Source organism: Pseudomonas sp. LB3P81 (assembly GCF_054897965.1).
Genome location: NZ_JBUBVG010000001.1, coordinates 2380471 through 2401957 on the forward strand (window position 1 = coordinate 2380471; position 21487 = coordinate 2401957).

General features: G+C 59.6%; 20 protein-coding genes and 3 pseudogenes. 7 read left to right on the forward strand and 16 right to left on the reverse strand.

The features are described 5' to 3' along the window. Positions 1 to 90: 90 nt before the first annotated feature. The 7 genes and pseudogenes from ACYZTL_RS11030 to ACYZTL_RS11060 all read right to left on the reverse strand — a co-directional run. The gene (locus tag ACYZTL_RS11030; protein ID WP_461951819.1) at positions 91 to 1080 is read right to left on the reverse strand and encodes a FecR family protein; all 990 of its coding nucleotides are present in this window, start codon (positions 1078 to 1080) and stop codon (positions 91 to 93) included. After that, complete coding sequence (locus tag ACYZTL_RS11035) at positions 1077 to 1640, reverse strand: RNA polymerase sigma factor (RefSeq protein ID WP_461951820.1); 564 nt, start codon at positions 1638 to 1640, stop codon at positions 1077 to 1079. The genes ACYZTL_RS11030 and ACYZTL_RS11035 overlap by 4 nt, the downstream gene beginning before the upstream one ends. Positions 1641 to 1644: 4 nt before the next feature. Next, entirely contained in the window at positions 1645 to 1971 is a 327-nt protein-coding gene (locus ACYZTL_RS11040) for a DUF3325 domain-containing protein (RefSeq protein WP_461951821.1), read from the reverse strand. Continuing rightward, positions 1972 to 3552 carry a PepSY-associated TM helix domain-containing protein gene (locus ACYZTL_RS11045; RefSeq protein WP_461951822.1) on the reverse strand — a complete coding sequence of 527 codons (1581 nt, stop codon included), beginning with the start codon at positions 3550 to 3552 and terminating at the stop codon, positions 1972 to 1974. Further along, positions 3549 to 3842, reverse strand: a complete 294-nt coding sequence (locus ACYZTL_RS11050; RefSeq protein WP_461951823.1) for a DUF3649 domain-containing protein — start codon at positions 3840 to 3842, stop codon at positions 3549 to 3551. Before ACYZTL_RS11050 ends, ACYZTL_RS11045 begins: the two co-directional genes overlap by 4 nt. Before the next feature lie 375 nt (positions 3843 to 4217). Continuing rightward, positions 4218 to 4625 carry an HPF/RaiA family ribosome-associated protein gene (locus tag ACYZTL_RS11055; protein ID WP_461951824.1) on the reverse strand — a complete coding sequence of 136 codons (408 nt, stop codon included), beginning with the start codon at positions 4623 to 4625 and terminating at the stop codon, positions 4218 to 4220. 213 nt (positions 4626 to 4838) lie between these two features. Next, positions 4839 to 4985, reverse strand: a pseudogene (locus tag ACYZTL_RS11060) (LysR substrate-binding domain-containing protein); the annotation flags it as partial. On the opposite strand from ACYZTL_RS11060, the pseudogene ACYZTL_RS11065 reads away from it, so the two are divergent. Next, a pseudogene (locus ACYZTL_RS11065) lies at positions 4986 to 5108 on the forward strand (HAAAP family serine/threonine permease); the annotation flags it as partial. A gap of 293 nt (positions 5109 to 5401) precedes the next feature. Next, positions 5402 to 5719, forward strand: a complete 318-nt coding sequence (locus ACYZTL_RS11070) for a DUF3509 domain-containing protein (RefSeq protein WP_461951825.1) — start codon at positions 5402 to 5404, stop codon at positions 5717 to 5719. Here the strand turns inward: ACYZTL_RS11070 and ACYZTL_RS11075 are convergent. Beyond that, positions 5716 to 6216, reverse strand: coding sequence for a phosphate-starvation-inducible protein PsiE (locus ACYZTL_RS11075; RefSeq protein WP_461951826.1), 501 nt, complete (start codon positions 6214 to 6216; stop codon positions 5716 to 5718). The two genes, ACYZTL_RS11070 and ACYZTL_RS11075, sit on opposite strands and share 4 nt — an antisense overlap. A 395-nt stretch (positions 6217 to 6611) precedes the next feature. On the opposite strand from ACYZTL_RS11075, the pseudogene ACYZTL_RS11080 reads away from it, so the two are divergent. The 3 genes and pseudogenes from ACYZTL_RS11080 to ACYZTL_RS11090 all read left to right on the forward strand — a co-directional run. Further along, positions 6612 to 6866 (forward strand): annotated as a pseudogene (locus ACYZTL_RS11080) (YebG family protein); the annotation flags it as partial. 269 nt (positions 6867 to 7135) lie between these two features. After that, positions 7136 to 7432: a transposase gene (locus tag ACYZTL_RS11085; protein ID WP_461951414.1), complete on the forward strand. Its 297-nt coding sequence runs from the start codon at positions 7136 to 7138 to the stop codon at positions 7430 to 7432. Between the two features lie 35 nt (positions 7433 to 7467). After that, positions 7468 to 8262: an IS3 family transposase gene (locus ACYZTL_RS11090; protein WP_461950135.1), complete on the forward strand. Its 795-nt coding sequence runs from the start codon at positions 7468 to 7470 to the stop codon at positions 8260 to 8262. A 74-nt stretch (positions 8263 to 8336) separates the two neighbouring features. Here the strand turns inward: ACYZTL_RS11090 and ACYZTL_RS11095 are convergent, their stop codons facing one another. Then, positions 8337 to 9356, reverse strand: a complete 1020-nt coding sequence (locus tag ACYZTL_RS11095; RefSeq protein ID WP_008025318.1) for a Glu/Leu/Phe/Val dehydrogenase family protein — start codon at positions 9354 to 9356, stop codon at positions 8337 to 8339. A 177-nt stretch (positions 9357 to 9533) separates the two neighbouring features. Between ACYZTL_RS11095 and ACYZTL_RS11100 the strand changes: the two genes are divergently transcribed. Further along, positions 9534 to 10337, forward strand: coding sequence for a SirB1 family protein (locus ACYZTL_RS11100; protein ID WP_461951827.1), 804 nt, complete (start codon positions 9534 to 9536; stop codon positions 10335 to 10337). Between the two features lie 95 nt (positions 10338 to 10432). Here ACYZTL_RS11100 and maiA read toward each other — a convergent pair whose 3' ends face one another. The 3 genes from maiA to hmgA are packed head-to-tail and all read right to left on the reverse strand — an operon-like array spanning position 10433 to position 13693. Next, complete coding sequence (gene maiA / locus ACYZTL_RS11105; protein WP_461951828.1) at positions 10433 to 11068, reverse strand: maleylacetoacetate isomerase; 636 nt, start codon at positions 11066 to 11068, stop codon at positions 10433 to 10435. Between the two features lie 12 nt (positions 11069 to 11080). Then, a complete protein-coding gene (gene fahA / locus ACYZTL_RS11110; RefSeq protein ID WP_461951829.1) occupies positions 11081 to 12385 on the reverse strand; it encodes a fumarylacetoacetase in 1305 nt (434 codons plus the stop codon). Positions 12386 to 12388: 3 nt separating this feature from the next. After that, positions 12389 to 13693: a homogentisate 1,2-dioxygenase gene (gene hmgA / locus ACYZTL_RS11115; protein ID WP_461951830.1), complete on the reverse strand. Its 1305-nt coding sequence runs from the start codon at positions 13691 to 13693 to the stop codon at positions 12389 to 12391. Between the two features lie 165 nt (positions 13694 to 13858). On the opposite strand from hmgA, the gene ACYZTL_RS11120 reads away from it, so the two are divergent. Then, positions 13859 to 14680, forward strand: coding sequence for an IclR family transcriptional regulator (locus tag ACYZTL_RS11120; RefSeq protein ID WP_461951831.1), 822 nt, complete (start codon positions 13859 to 13861; stop codon positions 14678 to 14680). Here ACYZTL_RS11120 and ACYZTL_RS11125 read toward each other — a convergent pair. From ACYZTL_RS11125 to ACYZTL_RS11140, 4 genes are all read right to left on the reverse strand, one after another. Next, positions 14645 to 15334 carry a hypothetical protein gene (locus ACYZTL_RS11125; protein WP_461951832.1) on the reverse strand — a complete coding sequence of 230 codons (690 nt, stop codon included), beginning with the start codon at positions 15332 to 15334 and terminating at the stop codon, positions 14645 to 14647. The two genes, ACYZTL_RS11120 and ACYZTL_RS11125, sit on opposite strands and share 36 nt — an antisense overlap. 227 nt (positions 15335 to 15561) lie before the next feature. Then, positions 15562 to 18108: a helix-turn-helix transcriptional regulator gene (locus ACYZTL_RS11130; RefSeq protein ID WP_461951833.1), complete on the reverse strand. Its 2547-nt coding sequence runs from the start codon at positions 18106 to 18108 to the stop codon at positions 15562 to 15564. Between the two features lie 140 nt (positions 18109 to 18248). After that, positions 18249 to 19616 (reverse strand): DUF1329 domain-containing protein, encoded by a 1368-nt coding sequence (locus ACYZTL_RS11135; protein WP_461951834.1) that lies wholly within the window; start codon positions 19614 to 19616, stop codon positions 18249 to 18251. A 23-nt stretch (positions 19617 to 19639) separates the two neighbouring features. Continuing rightward, a complete protein-coding gene (locus ACYZTL_RS11140; RefSeq protein WP_461951835.1) occupies positions 19640 to 21433 on the reverse strand; it encodes a DUF1302 domain-containing protein in 1794 nt (597 codons plus the stop codon). Positions 21434 to 21487: the final 54 nt, after the last annotated feature.

Consider the following 21487-nt stretch of genomic DNA (forward strand, 5'->3'; position numbering starts at 1 on the left):
AGATCAAAAGATCGCAGCCTTCGGCAGCTCCTACAGAAGAACGCATCCCTCTGTAGGAGCTGCCGAAGGCTGCGATCTTTTGACTTTGCTTCACCGCAAAATAATCAGATGCCCCATCACCTTGGTCTGCTCAAACCCCATCACCCCCTGCAACGAACTCAACACCGCCTGTGGATCCTTGCTCGGAAAGCTGCCGCTGACCCGCCGCGCCGCCAGTTCATCATTGAGCAGCACAATCCGCCCCGGGTAATAACGCCGCAAATCCTGCACCACATCGGCCAGTGTCGCCTTGTAGTAATTGAGCCAGCCCTGACGCCACGCCAACTGTGCTTCGCTGTCCACGGCCTGCAGTTTTTCCGCCGAACCGCCGCCGTAAGCCACTTGCTGGCCGGCGGTCAGAATCTGCTGCTCGGCGTGCTTGTCCGCCGTCACGCCGACCCGGCCAGACAACACCGTCACTTGCGCGCCATGCGGCTGCAGACGCACTTCAAACTGTGTGCCCAGCACTCGCGCCTGACCCTTTTCAGCATCAACAACAAACGGATCGCCCGTGTGCGTCACGCTGAAAAAACCGGCGCCACGACGCAACTGAACGTGACGCTCACCGCGACTGAAATCCACCGCGATGGCGCTGTCGGCATCCAGGGTGACTTGCGATTGATCCGCCAGCGTGACCGTGCGAATTTCCCCCGGAGCCGACACATAATCAGCCCCAAGATCATCAACCCAGCGCATCGGCTGCCAGCCTGAGCCGAGGCTTATCATCAACAATAGGCACGCCGCCATGGCCAATGCACCGGACCAGCGCCGAACGCTGCTGCGGCGCGAGTGATTCATGGCGTTGAGGTAGCCCTGCAAGGCAAACGCATCTTCATTGGCCAACGTGCGCGCCGGCACTTCGCTCAATTCCCACACCACTTGCGCCTGGGCATAGGCCTCGGCATGCGCGGGATCGGCCTGCAGCCAATGGCTGAACCTGGCCTGGTCGCCGCTGCTCGGCTGGTCATGCAGCAGGCTCAGCCAGGCGAAAGCAGCCTGTTCCTGAGCGGGCGTCGGGGTGACGCGGTCAAGCTGATTCACGGTGCTTTCCTTGGCGTGCGCGGTTCGGGGGCCCGCAGGCTGGCCTTGCAGGCTTCGAGGGCGCGCATCATATGTTTTTCCACGGCACTTTGGGATAAACCCATCGCCTTGGCGATCTCGGCGTACTTGCGACCATGGATGCGGTTGAGCAAAAAGATCTGCCGCGTGCGCTCGGGCAACGCGCGCAATGCGGCTTCGACGTGGCGCAAATCATTGCCGGCTTCCAGCGCGGCTTGGGGTTCACTGCCGTGACTGTCCGGCTGATCCGGTTGCCAGCCTTCATTGACCCGCACCCGCGTGCCTTCGCTGCGCAAGTGGTCGATGGCGATATTGCCGGCGCAGCGCAACAGGTACGTGCTGAGCTCTTCGACCTGCACCAGCGGCCGGCGCCAGAAGCGCAAAAACAAATCCTGCACCAGGTCCGCCGCCGTTGCCCGACACCCCACGCGACGGTTCACCAACGCTTCCATTTGCGAACGCTGGGACAGAAACACCTGCAGAAAATGCGCACGCGCTCCGCGAGGTTCTTCGTCATGGGAATCCGGTGGGCTGCTGATCATCGGGTCAATACTGCGCAAGTGCGGCAACGGGGCTGATGAGCAGGCACACACCGGCCAGCGACAACGCCAGTCGCGGTTGATAGGGCATCAACAGCACCAGCAGCAATGCACTGAGCATCAGCACCGCAAACCACTCCACCAACCCAAGCCCCCAACCGGTCGAAGACACCGCCGCCCACAGCGACAAGACCAGCAACAGCCAGCCACCGAGTTTCATCAGTGGGCGCCGACGGGCCGATGGCTTGCGGCCCAACAACTCGGCGTGATGCCGATCCATCGATAAACAGAGCGCGGTGAAACCGCCGTAACAGAGCAACAGGGCCAGCAACATTCAGTTCGCCTCTCGCTCAAGGGTGATCGGCTGCGCACGCTGGCGTCTGACGATTTCAGCCTGCCCAGACCGCTGCATTTTCCACGCAGCCCAGGCGAAAAACAGACCACTGCCCAGACACGTCAAATCGAAACCGGCCATGGCCCAATCGCCCTGCACCAGCGTGATTCCCAAGTGAAACGGCGTGGTCAGGGCGTTCAGCACCGGCACCGCGCCAAACAGCAGCGCCGCCAGCGCCAACTGCTCAACCCACGCCGCACGGCCACGGCGGACCATGGCATACAGCACACTCAGGCCCCAGACGATAAAGAAGCTGTTCACTTCCCAATCCGCACGGCCGGCCATGTCCACCGGCAACACGCGATTGGCCCAGAAGAACGCCGCCACGGCGACCATCAGCCCGGACATGCTGGCGATGTTCAGCACTTCCACCAGCCGCAACTCGAACGGCATCACGCCGCTTTTCGCATGCTTGAGCTGACGCTTGCCGAGCCAGATCACCTGCCCGGTGCCGATCATCGCCGTGCCGGCCAACCCGCAAATAAAGTACAACCAACGCAGCACCGGACCGGCGAAATGGCCCATGTGCAAGCCGTAGAAACTGCCGGCAATCGCCCTCGGCAGCGATTGCTCGGGCGTCGTGACGAGCAGCTGTCCGGTGACGCCATTGAAGCTCACGGCGCTGCCGAAGTCGTGGACCACGCGGTCGGCGCCGTCACGCACGAGCACGACCGAGGCATTCGCATCGCCCGGATTGTTCACGGTCAGCCGCCCGACACGCCCGCCCGACCACTGCTCCCGCGCCCGTTCCAGCAGCGGTGCCAGCGGCGCCAACCGAGCCGGCTGGCCCGCAGGCTCCGGCGTCGTGAAAGCGGGAAACACTTCATCGTAAAACGCCCGGACATCACCGTTGTACGAGGCGAGGATGCTCGCCGGCATCACCATCGACATGAAAATCACCAGACTGCTGTAGGTGATCATCAGGTGAAACGGCAGCACCAGAACGCCCACCGCGTTGTGCCCGTCGAGCCAGGAACGCTGGCCCTTGCGCGGGCGGAAGGTGAAGAAGTCCTTGAAGATTTTCTTGTGGGTAATGATCCCGCTGATCAACGCGACGAACATCACCATGGCGGCGATGGTCGACAACCAGCGGCCCCACGGATAAGGCATTTGCAGCTGAAAGTGGAAGCGGTAGAAGAACTCGCCACCCGTGGTTTCGCGGCCCTGCACTTCGGCGCCGGTTTGCGGGTCGAGGAGTTTTTCCGTGAACTGGCCGCGTTCGCCACGCTTGGCCGGGGTTTGCTGCCAGCGTACCGACAGGCCGGGTTCGCGGGCATCGGGCAAGTCGATGAGCCAGCGCGAGGCACCGGCGGCGTGTTGCTCAAGGTAGTTCTGCGCCAAGGTCAGACTGGCCTCGGAAGTCACTGAGCGCGCGGGGATTTCCGGCTGCATCCAGTGGCTGATCTCATCCTTGAAGTAGGCGAGCGTGCCGGTCAGGAAAATCGCGAACAGCAACCAGCCGAAGGTCAACCCGGCCCAGGTGTGCAGCCAGGCCATCGCCTGACGAAAGCCCTCCTTCATGAGTGGCCCATCCAGTACGCCAGTCCCGACACCGACGCCAGCACCAGGCTCGGCACGATCAGCCCGAGCCAGGCTTGCCATGCACTGCGGCAGGCAAAGCACCAGAGTACCGCGCACAGGTAGGCGAGAAACGACGTCATCATCCCGGTCACCACGGCGTCGGCGCGGGCCATGGGCAACCAAAGACTCAGGCTGACACTGGACAGCGCCGCGACGATGTAGCCGCCGAGCACCGCGGCCAGCACTCGCGACGTGACGGCCAACCGATAGGAAACGGGGAGTACTTTCATGTTTCGACCTTGAAACGGGTGAGGCCGCGAGAAAGTCAGGAGGCCAACAAGGTCGCAATACTAATGATAAATATTCTCATACGCAAAACAGTTCGGATCAGCGCCTTTGAGACTGACGATGTCTCGGGGGCAGGACTTCATTGTGGCGAGGGAGCTTGCTCCCGTTCGGCTGCGCAGCAGTCGCAGACCGACTGACACGGTTTACCTGATAGAACTCGGTGGCAGGTTTTGGGACTGCTTCGCAGTCCAGCGGGAGCAAGCTCCCTCGCCACAGGTATTCATCAACCTGCAGAATCAACCAAACCCTGAAACAACAACGGGCCTGCATAAGCAGGCCCGTTTTCAGGGGTGGAAAGATAAAAAGTGAGTCAGGCGTCAACCGTTCAGTGCAGCCTGTTCGTTCTCGAGAAACTCGTCTTCCAGCAGCGCATCGGCCGCTACTCTTTCGAACGGCACCACCGCGGCACGTGGTTTGCCCCGCAGTTTGCCGAACAGATGTTCCAGCGCGTGTTCGAGTTTTTCAGCCGCACCGTCGATCGCCAGTTCCAGGTTCTCGGCCTTATGGGTGACAGAAATCGGTTGATGGCCTTTTGGCCGCGCTTCCAGCTGGCAGCGCAAATCGTGGGGACCAGGCTTGTCGCCGTTCTCGTCCCGCAGGTGGACCTCGACGCGTGTCAGGTCCTCTTCATAACGTTCGAGCGTGCTCTCAATGGTAGTACGTACCCACTCCTCCAGTCGGATGCTGCTTTGAATATGGTTATCGCTGTTGACTTGGATTTGCATAGTTCATCCCTTATTTCAGCTAGCTCGCGAGAGGCCCTTCGGCTGGCCCTTGGGCGTCGTCACCGTGACCTCTTACTTACACAATCGGTCTGTGCGCCGAACAATTCAACCCCTGAAAAAAGATAAATTTTCATTCGCAAAAAAAGTCGGACAAGGAGCAAAAGCGCTGTTAAGGTCGGGAGTTGGGTCGCTTCACTTCTTTGTCATAATTACTCACATCTGCCGCTCCGCCAGCGGGTGCAGACTTCGAAAAACCCCCGCCTCTTCTACCAGCCAGTCATGCACCGCGCGCACGCCCGGATGGCTCAGCGCCCCCGGCGCATAGAGCAACACGTAACGTTTGTGATTCGGCACCGCCAGCCGATGTACGCCATCCGCCGCGTGCCGGCCTTGTGCCAGTATTCGGGCCAGGCGTCGAACGTGTTCGTGGCGCTGATCGGTCTGATTGCACCGTCAGTGATCATCTACTCATTCATGCCCTGAAACGGGCAGGAAAAGGTTTCATTTGTAGGAGCGAGCTTGCTCGCGATGGTCGTCAACGATAACGCGTGTTTTCTGGGTAGACGCGCCGCCCTTGAGTCCATCGCGAGCAAGCTCGCTCCTACAGGGGGGCGATCACTGTCCGAAAGTCTTTCCGGCATGCCCCTTGCTACATCTCTATCGAGCAAAAAGGACTTTTGAAACCTCGGCGAGCGACATGCCGATGTTCTGGTGTCGCGAACCAACCCGATCAAGACCGGTCAATTACTGCACGTTCAATCAAGCGGTGACGCATCATGAACAACCCTTTTCAGCTCATCACCGATGCCTTTGCACCGGATTACCAGATCAACCTGAGCATTCAGGGTCTGGACGGCAGCATCATGCTGACCCTGTCCAACAGTGGCCGTATCGTGGCCAAACGGATAATCAGCGCCGACCAACGCAATGACCCCAAGCGCCTCAAACGTCTGGTGCAAAGCATCCAGTTCGGCATTGCCATCGAACAGGGCCATAGCGCCATGTCCATCCTCGAAGCGATGACCGACGGCGACAACCGCAACCTGCCGCCGCCGTCCGCCAAAGACCAGCAACAGCTAGCCATGCGGTTTTAAAGTTCACCTTTCTCCACTTCTGGATGCTCACCGGAACCCGCACCGATCTTGCGTTGCGGGTGTTCGATCTTCACCGAAGGGAATTGCGACGAGGCGTAACGCACCACCAGAATCGCAAACGCCAACAGCAGAATTCCGCCGCACAGGTAAATGATGCCGAGATCGGGCGGGTTGTGGTGTGAGACGTTGGAGATCAGCAGCCGCGTCAGCGCGGTGATCGCCACGTAGATCAGGAAGCGCACCGGCATGTGGTTGGTCTTGAAGTAAATCCCGACCATTGCGCCCAGTTCGAGGTAGATGAACAGCAGCAAGATGTCATCGATCTTGATATGCCCCTCTTCGATCATCCCCAAAAATTCCATCACCGCGGCCCACGCGGTCACCGCACCAATGGCGAACAGCGCCAGATAGTGGAAGGTCTCGACGAACAGATTGCCCAGGGACTCGGCCAGTTGGTGTACGTTCTGCCGCAGGTTCTCGGCCCAGTTGATTTTCACGATGATTCTTCCTTAGCTCGGTCGAGCGGATGATGCGGGTTGGACGTGACGGTTGTTCTGCATGCAGAAAAAAGGCCAGAGGCTGTGAATTGAGATGGTGACGGGGTGACATGAGGCACGTCGGCGGTGTTTGGACCGACGCCTTCCTCGGAATGCCGCCCAGACCAAGCCCGCTCCCACACTGGTTTTGTGAACGCCGCAAATCCCTTGTGGGAGCGGGCTTGGTCTGGGCGGCATTCCGACGAAGGGGGCCACACGGTTTACCTGACAAACGCTGATTTCGGTCTACATTAAAAAGCCACTACCCAAAGCGCAGGGATTCGCTTATCCTTTTCGCTGTATATAAGTACAGTAGTAGAAACAGACAACTATCGTAAAGGCATGTGAGGTGGTGAATGGCCGTCGAAGTGGTATACCGCAGCAGCCGAGATCTGGAGCGCTTGTTCATGGATAAAGCCGAAGCTGACCGTCATGACAAAATGCTCGAACTGGCCGAATTGCTGGCTGAAGTGTTGCAAAAAGCCGTTCCGTCCCTGACCGAGCAGCAAGTGGAAGAAGCCGGGATCTACATGGCGAAGAACCGCGATGTGTTCGCCAAGGCGTTCAAGAGTCAGCCGGATGCGTTGTCCGAGCTGCTGAATGCGCCGGCTGATGTGGTTGAAAAGGCCGAACCCGTTGAAGTAGCTGAAGCTGCTGAGTCGACCAAGCCAGCCAAAGCCGCCAAGGCACCCAAGTAAGAAACACCCGAATTGAATAGGCCCTGAGTCCAATGGCTCAGGGCCTTTTTCATGTCCGAAAATCAAAAGATCGCAGCCTGCGGCAGCTCCTACAGATGAACACGAATCCACTGTAGGAGCTGCCGTGTGGTGGTCGAACGTTTTTGGACCATGATGTAGGAGCGTCGATTTAAGGAAGCATCATGGGATATCGGGTTGTTACCTCTGAGGAAAAAGCGGAAGCCATTCGCTTGGTTGTGGAGATGAATTACTCCATACCTAAAGCCTGTGAGGCTACAGGTGTGGGGCCAACAGCGTTACGCCGCTGGGTTTCACGCTGGCGCCGGGAGCAGGAAGGAATTGTGCAAGCTCCTCGCCTACAGGATCAGGAGCTGATTGAGTCGCTCCAGGCGAAACTGGCGCTACTTGAAGCCGAGAACCAAGTGCTAAAAAAGCAATTGCCCTCTCATCTAAAGGTTCTGTTCGGTCGAACCAAGTGATTGATGGCATCAGAGGGGCAATGTCGATTCGGCGTATGTGTGTCTTGTTCGGCTTGGCCCGCAGCAGCTATTACGTGAAACGTAAAGCCGTGCGGCAGCGACCAGTTTTGGGAGATCTGGGGAGTAAACTTCGTGCGTTGCATAAGCAGCATCGAGAAGCATTGGGTACTCGCGGGCTATCCAAGGAGTTGAGGAAAGAGGGAGTTTTTATAGGGCGTTATCGAATGCGTACCTTGATCAAGACCTTTGACCTACAGCGGCGCAGGCCACGTTATGCGCACTATCGCCGGGCCACGAAGCCAGCTGTCGTTGCACCGAACATACTTGATCGTCGTTTCAATCCAGCCCGGTCAGACACGCTTTGGGCAGGTGATATCACCTACATCAGAGTGGGACATGGCTGGCTGTACCTGGCAGTGGTGATGGACCTGTTTTCGCGCAGGATTGTGGGATGGGCTTGCTCACGAACAGCGGATGCCGAGCTGTCTATGAAGGCACTGAAGCTTGCGGTAGCACTACGCCGTCCGATGCCTGAACTGCTATTTCACTCTGATCAGGGCTGCCAATACACCGCCGATCGCTTTGTTGAGTGCTTGGCAGAAAACCGGATCGTTCAGAGCATGAGTCGTCGAGGTAACTGCTGGGATAACGCAGTAGTCGAGCGCTACTTCAGGACGTTGAAGCACGATTGGATGCCGGAAAACGGATACCAGAATCATTTCGAAGCGGAGAAGGATGTGATGGATTTCATCTCGCACTACAACCATCGCCGTTGCCACTCAGCCTCGAACAACTTGCCGCCTGCGCTGTTTGAGCAGCAGGCGGCTTAATGCTCCTACGGAGTGGTGCAAAAAAACTGAACCACTACACCGCAGGCTGCGATCTTTTGATCTTGTCTCTGATTTCAGCGGTACAACACTTTCTCCGCCAACTCGTCTGCCACCCGTGCGGGCGAACGTTTCTCCGCCTGGGCATGGGCGAAGACTTCGGTCAGCCTCGAGCTGATTTTCGACAGGTGCGCGGTGATGGTCGTCAGCTCTTCGCCTCGGTGCTTGAGCGAGACGTAGATCAGCCCGCCGGCATTGATCACATAATCCGGCGCGTAAAGAATGCCTCGTCGTTCCAGTTGATCCGCGACATCCAGATGAGTCAGTTGGTTATTCGCCGAACCGGCCACCGCCGAGCATCGCAGTTGCGTAACAGTATTGCTGTTGAGTACGCCGCCGAGGCCGCACGGCGCGAGAATGTCGCAAGGCGTGCTGAGCAATGCTTCGTTGGCGATCGGGTGAGCACCGAGTTGCTCCATGGCCAGTTGCACCTTGCCGTGATCGATGTCGCTGACCAGCAGTTCGGCACCGGCGGCGTGCAACTGCTCGGCCAAGGCATAACCGACGTTGCCCAGGCCTTGAATAGCCACGCGCAAGCCTTCGAGGTTATCGCTGCCCAGACGGGCCATGGCGGTGGCACGAATGCCGGTGAACACGCCCATCGCCGCGTGAGGCGCCGGGTCACCCGCCGAGGTGGTACTGGTGACATGTTGGGTCTGTTGGGCGATGCAATCCATGTCCGCCACCGAGGTGCCGCTGTCGATGGCAGTGATGTAGCGGCCGTCGAGTTGATTGATGCAGCGGCCAAACGCTTCGAACAGTGCCGCGCGGTTTTCCACATGGACCGGTCGCACAATCACCGCCACGCCGCCGCCCTGCGCCAGACCGGCGAGTGCCGCTTTGTAACTCATGCCTTGGGCGAGGCGAATGGCATCCTCGACCGCAGACTCGTCGCTAGGGTAGGCAAGGTAACGACAACCTCCCAGGGCAGGCCCCAGACGGCTGTTATGAATGGCAATGACCGCCTTCAACCCGGTGACCGAGTCGACGCTCAGATGCAGGGATTCAAGGCGAGTGCTTTGCATGAGAGCGAACATCGTAGGGGCTCCCGAATCACTTCTTGTACTCGCCACCAGTATAGGCTCGCGCCCAAAAATTGCAGAAGCGCACCGGAATAAGCATCGCTGCTATTCAACGGTTTCGGGCATAACCCGGCATGCCACTGGACGAACGCCGCAGACGAGGCTAAAACGAGGCATTCGCCGGAGATTTTGATGACGCCCCGCCAACGCTTCTTCGACTGTCTGCAACGATCACCGCCCGCGCTGTTCGAGGCAGCGCTGTGGATGTCCGTCGAGCATGACAAGGAAGTGAATCCAGCGGCGATTCTGACCCACTTCAAGGACCTGCAACAACGCGTCAGTTGCGGCCTGCCGATGCTGCCGGTGAGCGAACTGGCCCAACCGCTGTTGCGACGCCTGAATGACCTGGGTTTCGCCCAGGACGACTTTACCCCCTTGCGCCCGCAAGCGGCCTTGCTCGACAAAGTGCTGGAACGCCGGCGCGGACAACCGCTGGCACTGGGACTGATTGCGCTGGAACTGGCCAGAGGCCTGGAAATCCCCATGGTCGGGGTCAACTTCCCCGGGCATTTCCTGCTGCGGGTTCCGGGGGCCGATCATTTGCTCGACCCTTGCGGTGGACGCCGGTTGTACCCCAACGATTGCCGTGAACTGCTGCAACGCCAATTCGGCCCGAACATGAAGCTCAGCGCCGAGCATCTGCTGACTGCCGAACCGGTGCAGATGCTGCAGCGACTGTCGCGCAACCTGCGCCAGTTGCACCTTTCTCACGATGATTACATCGGCGCTCTGATCGACGCCGAGCGTGTGCTGGAGCTGGGCAACGCGAGCGCCTCCGATTACCTGGCCCGGGCCAGCCTCTACCAGCGACTGGACTGCCCGAACGCCGAGCGTTTCGATCTGGAGCATGCCCTACTGCTCAGCGACGACCCGATCCAGCGGATTCGCCTGACTGAACGGCTCGGGCATCTCCCTCCCAACTCGATCGTTCATTAAAAGCAAAAGATCGCAGCCTGCGGCAGCTCCTACGGTGGGATGGTGTACGCCCTGTAGGAGCTGCCGCAGGCTGCGATCTCTTGATCTTGCTTCTTTTAAGGGGTGTCTGGCTGGTTCGCCGGGTGCGCCTTGATGAACGCCGGGTGTGTCGCGGTGAGCGCCGCAACCCGACGAATCCGTGGGTATGCCTCAAGCGAAATGTTGAACCGCTCAGCCGCGTACAGCTGCGGAATCAGATACACATCCGCCAATCCCGGCTCATCGCCAAAGCAATAACCTGCATCGCCAATCAACTGCTCGACCGTCGCCAGGCCCAGGCCGATCCAGTGCCCGATCCACTCGACCACCTGCGTTTCATCGTGGCCCGACTGCCGCAGCCGGTTGAGCACGCTGACGTTGTGCAGCGGATGTACATCGCATGCGATCACCGCCGCCACGCCCCGTTCATGAGCGCGAGCGGCGAGGTCTTTGGACAGCAGCGGCACCTGTGGATAACGCTCCTCCAGGTACTCGATGATCGCCGGTGACTGGATCAGCAACTCGCCTTCATCAGTGCGCAAGGCTGGCACCCGGCCTTGCGGGTTGATGCCCAGATACGCTGGCTGGCGATGCTCGCCACCGGGCGGCGCGATCAGGTTGACCGGCAGCGCCCGGTAATCCAGCCCCTTCAATGCCAACGCGATACGCACCCGGTAAGACGAGGTCGAACGGTAGTAGGTATAGAGTTCCATGACCCGTTCCTCTTAACGCGCCGGCAACACTTTGCCGCGGCACTCGCCGAAACCGATGGAAGCAAAACCCTCGCGGCTGCAACGGCCACGCAGAATGATTTCGTCGCCGTCCTCAAGGAATTTACGCACCTCGCCCGACGCCAGCTCGATCGGCTTCTTACCACCCTCGGTGATTTCCAGCAGGCTGCCGAACTGACCGTTCTCCGGCCCCGACAACGTGCCCGAACCGAACAGGTCACCCGCTTGCAACTGGCAGCCGTTGACGCTGTGATGCGCAACCAGTTGCGCCACGGTCCAGTACATGTGTTGCGTGTTGCTCAGGGTCAGGCGATGGGCCGGCAGGTTCTGCTCGCGCATGGCTTCTGTGAGCAGCAGCACTTCCAGTTCGATGTCGAAGGCGCCAGCGGCTTGATCGCGTTTGTCGGACAGGTACGGCAGCGGTTGCGGATCGCCTTCAGGACGCGCCGGTTGCGCGCGACGGAACGGCGCCAGCGCTTCGGCCGTCACGACCCACGGCGAGATGCTGGTGATGAAACTCTTCGACAGGAACGGCCCCAGTGGCTGGTATTCCCACGCCTGGATATCCCGCGCCGACCAGTCGTTGAGCAGGCAGAAACCGGCGATGTGATCAGCGGCGTCACCGATGGCGATCGAGTCGCCCATCTCGTTGCCCTGGCCGATCCAGATACCCAGCTCCAGCTCGTAATCCAGGCGTGCGCACGGGCCGAAGGTCGGCTCGGTCTGACCGGCCGGCAGGGTCTGGCCTTTCGGCCGGCGAACGTCGGTGCCGGACGGGCGAATGGTCGAGGCACGGCCGTGATAACCAATCGGCACGTACTTGTAGTTCGGCAGCAACGGGTTGTCGGGACGGAACAGTTTGCCGACGTTTTGCGCGTGCTCGATGCCGACGTAGAAGTCGGTGTAATCGTTGATTTTCGCCGGCAGGTGCATCTCGCAATTGGCCGCCAGCGGCAGCAGTTTTGCACCTTGGGCTTCGATCTTGCCGTGCAGGGTGCTGCCTTCCTGGAACAACTCTATCAAGCGTTCACGCAGGGCAACGCGCGCCTCGCGGCCCAGTTCGAAAAACGCATTGAGCTGACCGCCACGGGTGGCTTCGACGGCAGTTTTTGCAGCACCGTCAAACAGGCCGGCCTCCAGTGCTGCTTCCAGATCAAAGATATGTTCGCCAATCGCCACGCCACTGCGCGGAGCAGAACCCTTCACGCTGAACACGCCCAGCGGCAGGTTTTGCAGCGGGAAATCCGCATGACCGTTGGCGGAGGCAACCCAGCTACGAGTGATGGAAGTCTGAGTCATGGGTTATCTCCGGGTCGGGTCGAAAGTGGCGGGCAGCGTGGCCCAGCAGGCGTCGTAGTTGGTTTGCAGTTGTGGGCAGTCGAGGGCGAAACGGCTCGGGCGCAGCACCTGACTGGTCTCGAACATGAAGGCCATGGTGTTGTCGATTTTCGCCGGGGCCAACTCAGCGTTGATCGCTTTGGTGCAGGTTTCGCCGTCCGGGCCGTGGGCGCTCATGCAGCTGTGCAACGACGCGCCACCGGGCACGAAGCCTTCGGCCTTGGCGTCGTATTCGCCCTTGATCAGGCCCATGAATTCGTTCATCAGGTTGCGGTGGAACCACGGTGGACGGAAGGTTTTCTCGGCCACCATCCAGCGTGGCGGGAAGATCACGAAGTCCAGATTGGCCAGACCGTGGACGCTGGTCGGCGAGGTCAGGACGGTGAAAATCGACGGATCCGGATGGTCGAAACTGACCGTGCCGATGGTGTTGAAACGACGCAGGTCATATTTGTACGGCACGTTATTGCCGTGCCAGGCGACCACGTTGAGCGGCGAATGATCGAGCTCGCAGCCCCACAACTGACCGAGGAATTTCTGCACCAGGGTGGTCGGCTGCTTGAGGTTTTCGTAATGGGCGACCGGGGTCAGGAAGTCCCGCGGATTGGCCAGACCGTTGCTGCCGATCGGTCCGAGGTCCGGCAGGCGCAATGGCGCGCCGTGGTTTTCCGCAATGTAGCCGCGCGCTTGCGGGTCGAGCAGTTCGACGCGGAATTTCAGACCGCGCGGCAGCACGGCGATTTCCAGCGGTTCAAGTTCCAGCACGCCCAGTTCGGTGGCGATGCGCAGCCGTCCCTGTTCCGGCACCAGCAGCATTTCGCCGTCAGCATTGAAGAACACGCGTTCCATGGAGCGGTTGGCGCGGTAGCTATAGATACTGATCCCGGCCGGTTTTTCCGCCGCCGAATTGGCCGCCATGCTCACCAGCCCGTCGATGAAATCGGTGGGCTCGGTCGGAATATCCAACGGATTCCAGCGCAGGCGATTGGGGGTCACTTCACCCAACGGGCCGCCGGCCAGTTGCCGGTCCAGTTTGACGAACGCCGGGTGATTGGCCGACGGCTGAATGCGGTACATCCAGGTGCGCCGCGCTTCGCTGCGGGCCATGGTGAACGCGGTGCCGGAGAACAACTCGGTGTAGAGACCGTACGGGGCTTTTTGCGGGGAGTTCTGGCCAATTGGCAATGCACCGGGCAACGCCTCGCTGCTGAATTCGTTGCCGAAGCCGGACTGATAAGCCAGCGCTGGCGCCGTTGAATCGAGGTTCATGGAGCCTCCTGAACAGGGAGTAGGCAATGGCCTGTCACTCTGTTTCAGAGGTCCTGGCACGCCCGGGTTATTTTTATCGTAATTTGATTACGCACAACGTAATTTGATTGGTATTGACCGTCAAGCTATAAAGACGCCCATTCGTCCCGGGATCAGGCCGCCTCCATGGAAACGCCGCGCAACAACGACAAACAGAAAGTCCGCTCGGCCGAGGTCGGCACCGACATCCTCAAGGCATTGGCCGAGTTGTCGCCGTCGACGTCCTTGTCGCGCCTGGCCGAGCACGTGCAGATGCCGGCGAGCAAGGTTCACCGCTATTTGCAGGCCTTGATTGCCAGCGGCTTTGCCGAGCAGAACACCGCCACTAACCACTACGGCCTGGGCCGCGAAGCCTTGCGTGTGGGGTTGGCCGCACTCAACAGTATGGACGTGCTCAAAGTCGCCGCCCTGCCCCTGGCCGAGTTGCGCGATGAATTGAACGAAACGTGCTTTCTGGCGGTGTGGGGCAATCAGGGCGCGACCGTGGTGCATATCGAACCCGCGGTGCGCGCGGTGACGGTGGTGACGCAACTGGGCTCGGTGTTGCCGTTGCTCAGCTCGTCGACCGGGCTTGTGTTCGGCGCCTATTTGCCGAAGCGAGAAACCGTGGACCTGCGCGAGCAGGAACTGCACAACGCTAATGCCCATGCGCTGGCGGACGATGAGGCGTATGCCGCGTTGTGCCAACAGATCCGCGAGCGCGGTCTGCATCATGTGCATGGTTTGTTGATGCCGGGCGTCGATGCCTTGTCGGCACCGGTTTTCAACGCCGTCGGGAATGTGGCTGCGGTCATGACGATTGTCGGCCCGACGTCATTGTTCCACGCCGACGAAAACGGCCCGGCGGCGCAGCGGTTGCTGGCGGCGACGCGGGCCGTGAGTTGGCGGATGGGCTACGAGGATCGTTCAGGATCAGATCAGGAAAAGCGGAACAACGTCGATCACTAAGTTACTGATATCACGTGTTGTCAATTGCGGATGAAGATGATGTTCCTGCGAACTGTAGGCGACCGAATAAACGCCTACTTCGTCGCCGTGGTAGTACGGAATATCATCATGCTGGAGAGAGGCATGGACATCTTCAGCCAGACTTCTGGAGCTAAACACCTTTCGTTCACCCCCTACCATCACAAAACTGGTCACATACACTTCATCCACATTTATTTCGGGCACTTCATACTTCAATGCCGCGTGAACATCTTCGACATTTAATGAGCGGATCGACCGATTGGAAAGATTGATCGAGGGCTCGGTTGTCAGCCCTCTGACGATATCAATGACAATGTTTTCAAATTCAATCAATCCCAACCCTTCAACCCGATCCTTCGGATCAAAGGAAAACTGTCGACTGAAAACATTGCTGGTCCCCTGAACATAATCAGGTAGCGTTTCCTTTTTGACGTACTCCAGCGCTTCCTCGTACAACGATCGCGAAGAACTCACGTTGTAATTAATAATGTCAACTACCGTACTCAGGTAGGTTTTGAAAGGGCTGACTCCGAATTTGTGCAAACGCTCGGTCAACAACACCTTCACTGCGAAATCCGCACGAGTTTTTTTCAATTGTGAAATTTTGCTGTACGCGTAAAAACTGTCACTCATATCAACTTCCTGTCACGTTATCAGGCTCAAACTTCCTGCCAAGCCCGCTAATAAATTGATGAAATTTTATAAAGATGAAACATTAATTCGACCGGCACAGCATGGACATATAAAACCAATAGCCTCGAACTGCCGATGATTTGAAATATACAGCGAACAACTTAAAAAACCATACCGGCAACCTGTATGCAATCGTAAAGTTCAAATGAGAACGGCTCCTCTCCCACCTAAGTAACAACGCCCATTTCCTTGGCCTTTGCCACCGCTTGCGTACGACGCTCCACGCCCAACTTGCTGTAAATTCGCCGGGCATGGGTTTTTACCGTGTGCAAGGAAATAAACAGTTGCTCGGCAATTTGTTGATTGGAGTTGCCTTGGGCAATCAGGGTGACCACTTCAAGTTCTCGGATGCTCAGCCGGCTGGCATCGGTCGCCATTCCGGCAACCGAAGCATCCCCTCGCAAACGGCAAAGCAAACCCGGTTGGCGCAAACGTAGATCGCGCAACGCTTGTTGCGCGTTGCAACGGTCAACCAATGCAAGTCCAGCCGCCAGTGCCGTCCTGGCCAGCCCGGGCTCACCGGTCAGGTCCGCCACTTCGCTGATCGCCAACTGCAGCTCCGTTTCCAACGCCAGCATGGCGTGCTGTTGCGCGTGATCAAGCAAATGGCGGAGCCGATCCAGGGGCTTCTGCGTTTGTTGCAGATAAGTCTCTGCCAACACCAACTGGTATTCGATACGGGCAATGAGCTCCAGCGTTGCCGGGGGAGCCTGGCGCGCGTGAGGCCCGCGATAGTGACGTAATACACGGATCAGAGCATCACGGGCCAATTCCGGGCGCCCCTGCTGTAGCCAGAAATGGCTGCTGATCTGCAGCAGAACACTGCGATAGACCGTGTCTGGAATCCGCCATTGCTGCATCAACCGTTCGGCGTCACGCAGATGAACGAAGGCCTGGGCATAGTCCAGACGATTGGCGGCCAGTTGCGCCAGGCCGAGGAACCCGTAAAGCACGCGCTTGTCCTGGCTGCGCAGGCACATCTGCAGTCCGCTCTCGAAGTACTCGGCCGCCTGCACATCTCGCCCCTGAGTCAGGCTCAAACGCCCACGACGCAAGGCGATCCGCCCGAGCAACGGTTCGGCCAGCGGTTGCCGTTGGGCGAGCAAATCGTGCATGTTCACCAGCAAGTGCTGTGCCCTGCCGAACGCCCCCCGTTGCTCGAGCAACTGCGCGTGATCGAGTTCCAGCAGCCCTTCAAACACCAGCGAACCTTGCGCGCGCGCCAGGCACAACGCCTCACGGTTGAGGGCCTGCGCCACGTCAAGCTCGCCCCGCAGCAGCGCTTGCTGGGTCAGGCCGGACAGGCACATCAGGCGGGCGCTCCACAGTTGCGGACCGAGCTCGCTGAGCGCCTCCAGCAAATGCGCCCGCGAAGGCTCCATGCGCCCCTGCAAATGCAGGAGCCAACCCTGCAAGGCTTGCCAGCGTGCGATCAGCTGCCGTTGCTGTAGCGTCGACGGTTGAGGCAGGAAACGCGATAGATACTCGATGCATTCGCCCGCCTGCTCGAATCGACCGGCGAACAGCAACGCCGCGGTGATCAACCCCACCAGTTGCGGCGAGCCCAGCATCAACTCCTCGCCTTGTCGCTCATGCAGACGCAACAACAGCACCACCGTCTGCTCCTCGAACAGCTGCTCGAAACTGAAATGCTGCAACAGGCTGACCGCGACTTCGAACTCTTCCGCCAGCAAGGCCTGTTCAAAGGCGGCTTTCCATTCCAGTTCGGCGGCGAACCACTGACAGGCGCGACGATGCCAGGAGCGTCCCTCCGGCCATTGCTCTTCGCGCATCAACTGCGTGAGGGGCGCGAACATCTGCAGCCAGTCCGTCGAGTCTTGCCAAGGCTCGATAAAACAACCCAACGCCTGCAATGTGCTCAGGCACTGGGCGCCCTCTCCCGCACCGAACAAGTGGTCGCACAGCCGGGCATTGAAACGCGGCAGGTGGGCGAGCACCCGCCAGGCTTCCGCGAGCTCCGGGGTCAGAATGCTGAACAGTTCGTGCTGAAGGTAATCGTGCAGCGTATCGGGTCGACCGTGCAGTTGCTCGTTGCGCGACCAATCGCATTTTTGCAGCAGCGCAATCCGCACGCCCGCGCACCAGCCGCCACTCAGCTCGATGATCCGGCCGGCACGTTTGGTGGCCTGCTCCGGCTCAAGATGATGCAACAGTCGGGCGATTTCAGTTTCAGTGAAGGCCAGCGTGGCGCGCTCGCAGTCGTACAGTTCATCTGCCAGTAACAGGCGTGGCCAATTGCAGAGCGGACGGCGGCGACCACTCAGCCACCAGATAACCATCGGGCTACTGATCGCCAATAGCCGGTCGAGCAAGAGATCCAGCTCCGGGTTGGGCGTGCGGCAATAGTCATCGAGACACAGCCAGGTCGGCGTTTGCAATTGCGCCAGATACGCCAGCAATCCGGGTTCGTCCGCTGAGTCCGATCCCAACGCGTGAGCCAGCCGCTGGCGAAATTCGCCGGCACTCAACGACGCACCCGCCAACGGCAGCCAACAGACGTGACACTGTTCGGGCGCCCGCAGCAGGCATTCGATGAGCAGTGCACTCTTGCCACTGCCGGCCGGCGCACAGAGCAGTTTCACCCGCGCTGTCGAGGCCAGTAACGGCTCGATCAACCGGTCGCGTGACAGGTGATGGGAAGACAAGCGGGGCAGGAGTCCAGGACGGTCCAGACACGGGGTCATGGCGGTCATAGTGGTGCGCCTTTTTATAATTGTGGCGCCACCCTAGTCCTCTCTACACAACTTATTGAAGAAGTATTCAACACACTGATCGACACCTATAAAAAAGGTGACCGCAAAGTCACCTTTTTCTGTAGGAGCTGTAGGAATGATTACCTCACCCCTGTACTCCGCAGCGCTGCTGGCGTGTAGTCACCTGCTTTGGCAGCGATACCGAATTCGAAACTGCGCTTCTCTTCGTTCTTCATCCCCAGGGCAATGTAGCGACCGGCAATCAGGTCATACAGTGCTTCTACCGTATACGCCGGAACCTGGTGATCGTAGTAGAACTGAGCATGACCTTCGGCGACGCGCCAAAGCTGACCGCGACCGTCGTAGTGATCGGCCAGTGCCACCTGCCAACTGTCTTCGTCGATGTACATGTGACGCTTGGCATACACGTGCCGCTCGCTGGGCTTGACCGTGGCGACGATCTCCCAGACCCGGTGCAACTCGTAGCGGGTCAGGTCCTGATTGATGTGCCCGGCCTTGATCACATCGGTGTACTTGAGGTCCGGCGAGTCGAGCTTGTAGCTGTTGTAAGGGATGTACATTTCCTTCTTGCCGATCAGCTTCCAGTCGTAGCGGTCCGGTGCGCCGGAAAACATGTCGAAGTTGTCGGTGGTGCGCAGCCCGTCGGACGACGTGCCGACGCCGTCATAGGCCACTTGCGGTGCACGCCGCACACGGCGCTGGCCGGCGTTGTAAATCCACGCCTTGCGCGCTTCCTTGACCTGATCGAGGGTCTCGTGAACCAGCAGCACGTTGCCCGCCAGCCGCGCCGGCGCCGTCACTTCCTGCTTGAAATAACTGAGGACGTTCTCGTCGCTGCCCGGCTTCAAATCACCCAGCAGCGAAGGCACCGCGACTTCATCCTTGAAACGGATCACCGTGAAATCGCCATTGGACTGCGGCGTGGCCTGGGTGATGGTGCGACGCAAATTGCCGCCGTGATAACGGGTGACGTGGTTCCAGATCACTTCGACGCCGTTCTTCGGAATCGGAAACGCGTAGTAGCGATTGCCGGTGAAATTGGCCAGGCCATTGCCATCGTTAATCGGCGTCACGTTCAGCGCGCTACGCTTGGCCGACTCGTAGATGTCCGGTGGCAAGGCCACCGTGCGATGGGTCGGGTAGACCGGGATCTTGTAGGTCTCGGGATAGCGCTTGAACATCGCGATCTGGCCGTCGGAGAGCTTGTCCTTGTGTTTGTCGACCGTCGCCGCCGTGATGGTGAACAACGGTTTTTCATTGGCGAACGGGTCGGCCAGGAAACCCTTGCTGTCCACCGCGCCGGCGTTTTTCGGCAGGCCGCCGGTCCAGGCCGGAATCGAGCCATCGGCGTTGCCCGCCTTCTCGGCGCCCAACGGCGTCAGGCTGGTGCCGAGTTTGTTCGCTTCTTCCGCCGACACCGCGGCCATCACATTGGCGGCCAACAGGCTCAGGGCCAGAACGCCGCATTGCAGAATCATTTTGCGCATTGAAATCATCCTTCTCAGCCAGATCAGAAGTTCACGCCAAAGCTCAACGCCAGGAAGTCGCGATCTTCCAGGGTGTTGTAGTCACCACCGAAGAAATCGGTGTAACTCAAGCTCGCGGTGTAGGTGTTGCGATAGTCCGCATCGACGCCGACGCTGATCGCCTTGGCGCCTTCGTTGAACAGCCCGTTGGGGCCGTAACCGGCGACGTCGTGGGACCACGACAGGTTGGGTTTGAAGTTGATCCCGGCGATGACGTTGTTGTAATCAAGGATGGCGCGGGCGCGGTAGCCCCAGGAGGTCGAGGTCACGAAACCGTCAGTGTCACCGCGGAAATTGTATGCGCCGTACACCGAGTCACGGCCGTAACGCAGCTTGCTTTTGTCCTCCAGCCCGCCGACGTGAACAACGGCCGCTTCACCCACCAGGGTCAGACGATCCGCCCCCGCTACCTGATCGATGAAGTGCGTCAGGGTGCTCTGGACCTGCGTCACTTCCTTGCGGCGATAGCCCTTGTTGTCGGCGCCGGGCCGGGTGGCGATCGGCGAAGCTGCGCCGCCGGCGATCGGGTTGAGCAAGGCCAGTGTCAGGTCGGTGCTGTTGACCTGCACAGGTGCGTTGGGGCGATAGCTGATCTCGCCGGTCCATGCGGTGCCGGTGGGCAAGGTGGTGGAGAAGCTCGCGCCGTAGAGACGGATGTCTTCCGGGTATTCGAGGTAGTACTGTCCGCGACCGAGCATCACACTCTGGGCCAGCGCCGAGCCGGTACCGGGTGCAATCGCGTTCGCGGTAGCGACGATGCCCGGAATCCGTGCCAGCGTACCCAGCCCGGCGGTGGTGGTGCCGACGTTCGGCGTGCGGCTGTGGTAGTTCATGAAGTACAGACCGTACTCGGTGTCGTCGCCCAGCCAGCGCAGTGCCGTGCCCCATTGCCCGGAGTCGCGGGCATCGCGGTCGCCGCCACGGGGAACAATCACGCCTTCGCGGCCGACCTGAAAGCCCTGGCCAAACGCCGCAGCGATTGGTTGCAACGGTGCGATCGCAGGGCTGGCAACTGTGTATCCCGTGGTGCATCCGTCCGCCGCCACGTCACCGCCGAAGAAGGTGCCGCAGTTGTCGAGAACGGTCTGGTCCCACTCCAGTTGATAGAAGCCTTCCACGGTGAGCCTGTCGGTCAGGCCCTGGGAGGCGAACAGCATGTTCACCGGAATCAGGCCTTCCTTGATCTCCGCGCCAGGACGGCGGAAGGCTGAAACGTCGACCGGGTTGATGCTGTTGATCGAGTTGCCGATGAAGGTACTTTCACCCCAGCTGACCACCTGCTTGCCGGCGCGCACGGTGCCCGGCAGATCGGCGATGGAGTAGTTGTGATAGACGAAGGCATCGAGGATCTGCGCACCGGACGACTTGGAGCCTTCTTTGCGATTGTGGTCGCTGATCGGCTTGAACTCGCGGTCTTCGTCCTTCAGTTCGAAGTCGTACCAATACTTGCCACGCACGAACACCCCTGTGTCGCCGTACTTCAGTTCGAGGTCGTGAATGCCCTTGAAGATCTTGGAGAAGGTCTCGCCCTTCTTGAAATTCAGGCGCCCGTCGTCACCGGTCGATGCCTGGCCGGTCCCGCCATTAACGATGCCTACCAGCGACTTGTCGGCATCGCGCATGCCCCAGCTCGCGCCAACGGATAACGAAGAATCGAAAGTCCCTTCGATTTCGCCAATGTTGAATGAAACGGCCTGCGCCTGGGCACAGCAACCCAAGGCCACCGCAGCGGCCAGCGCCTGCGGTGTGAAGATGGCGCGCATTGTTGTTTTTGTCATGCGTCTTCCCCGGTGAGTGACAGAAGGCCACACCCTACTGCCGCAGGTCGGGGG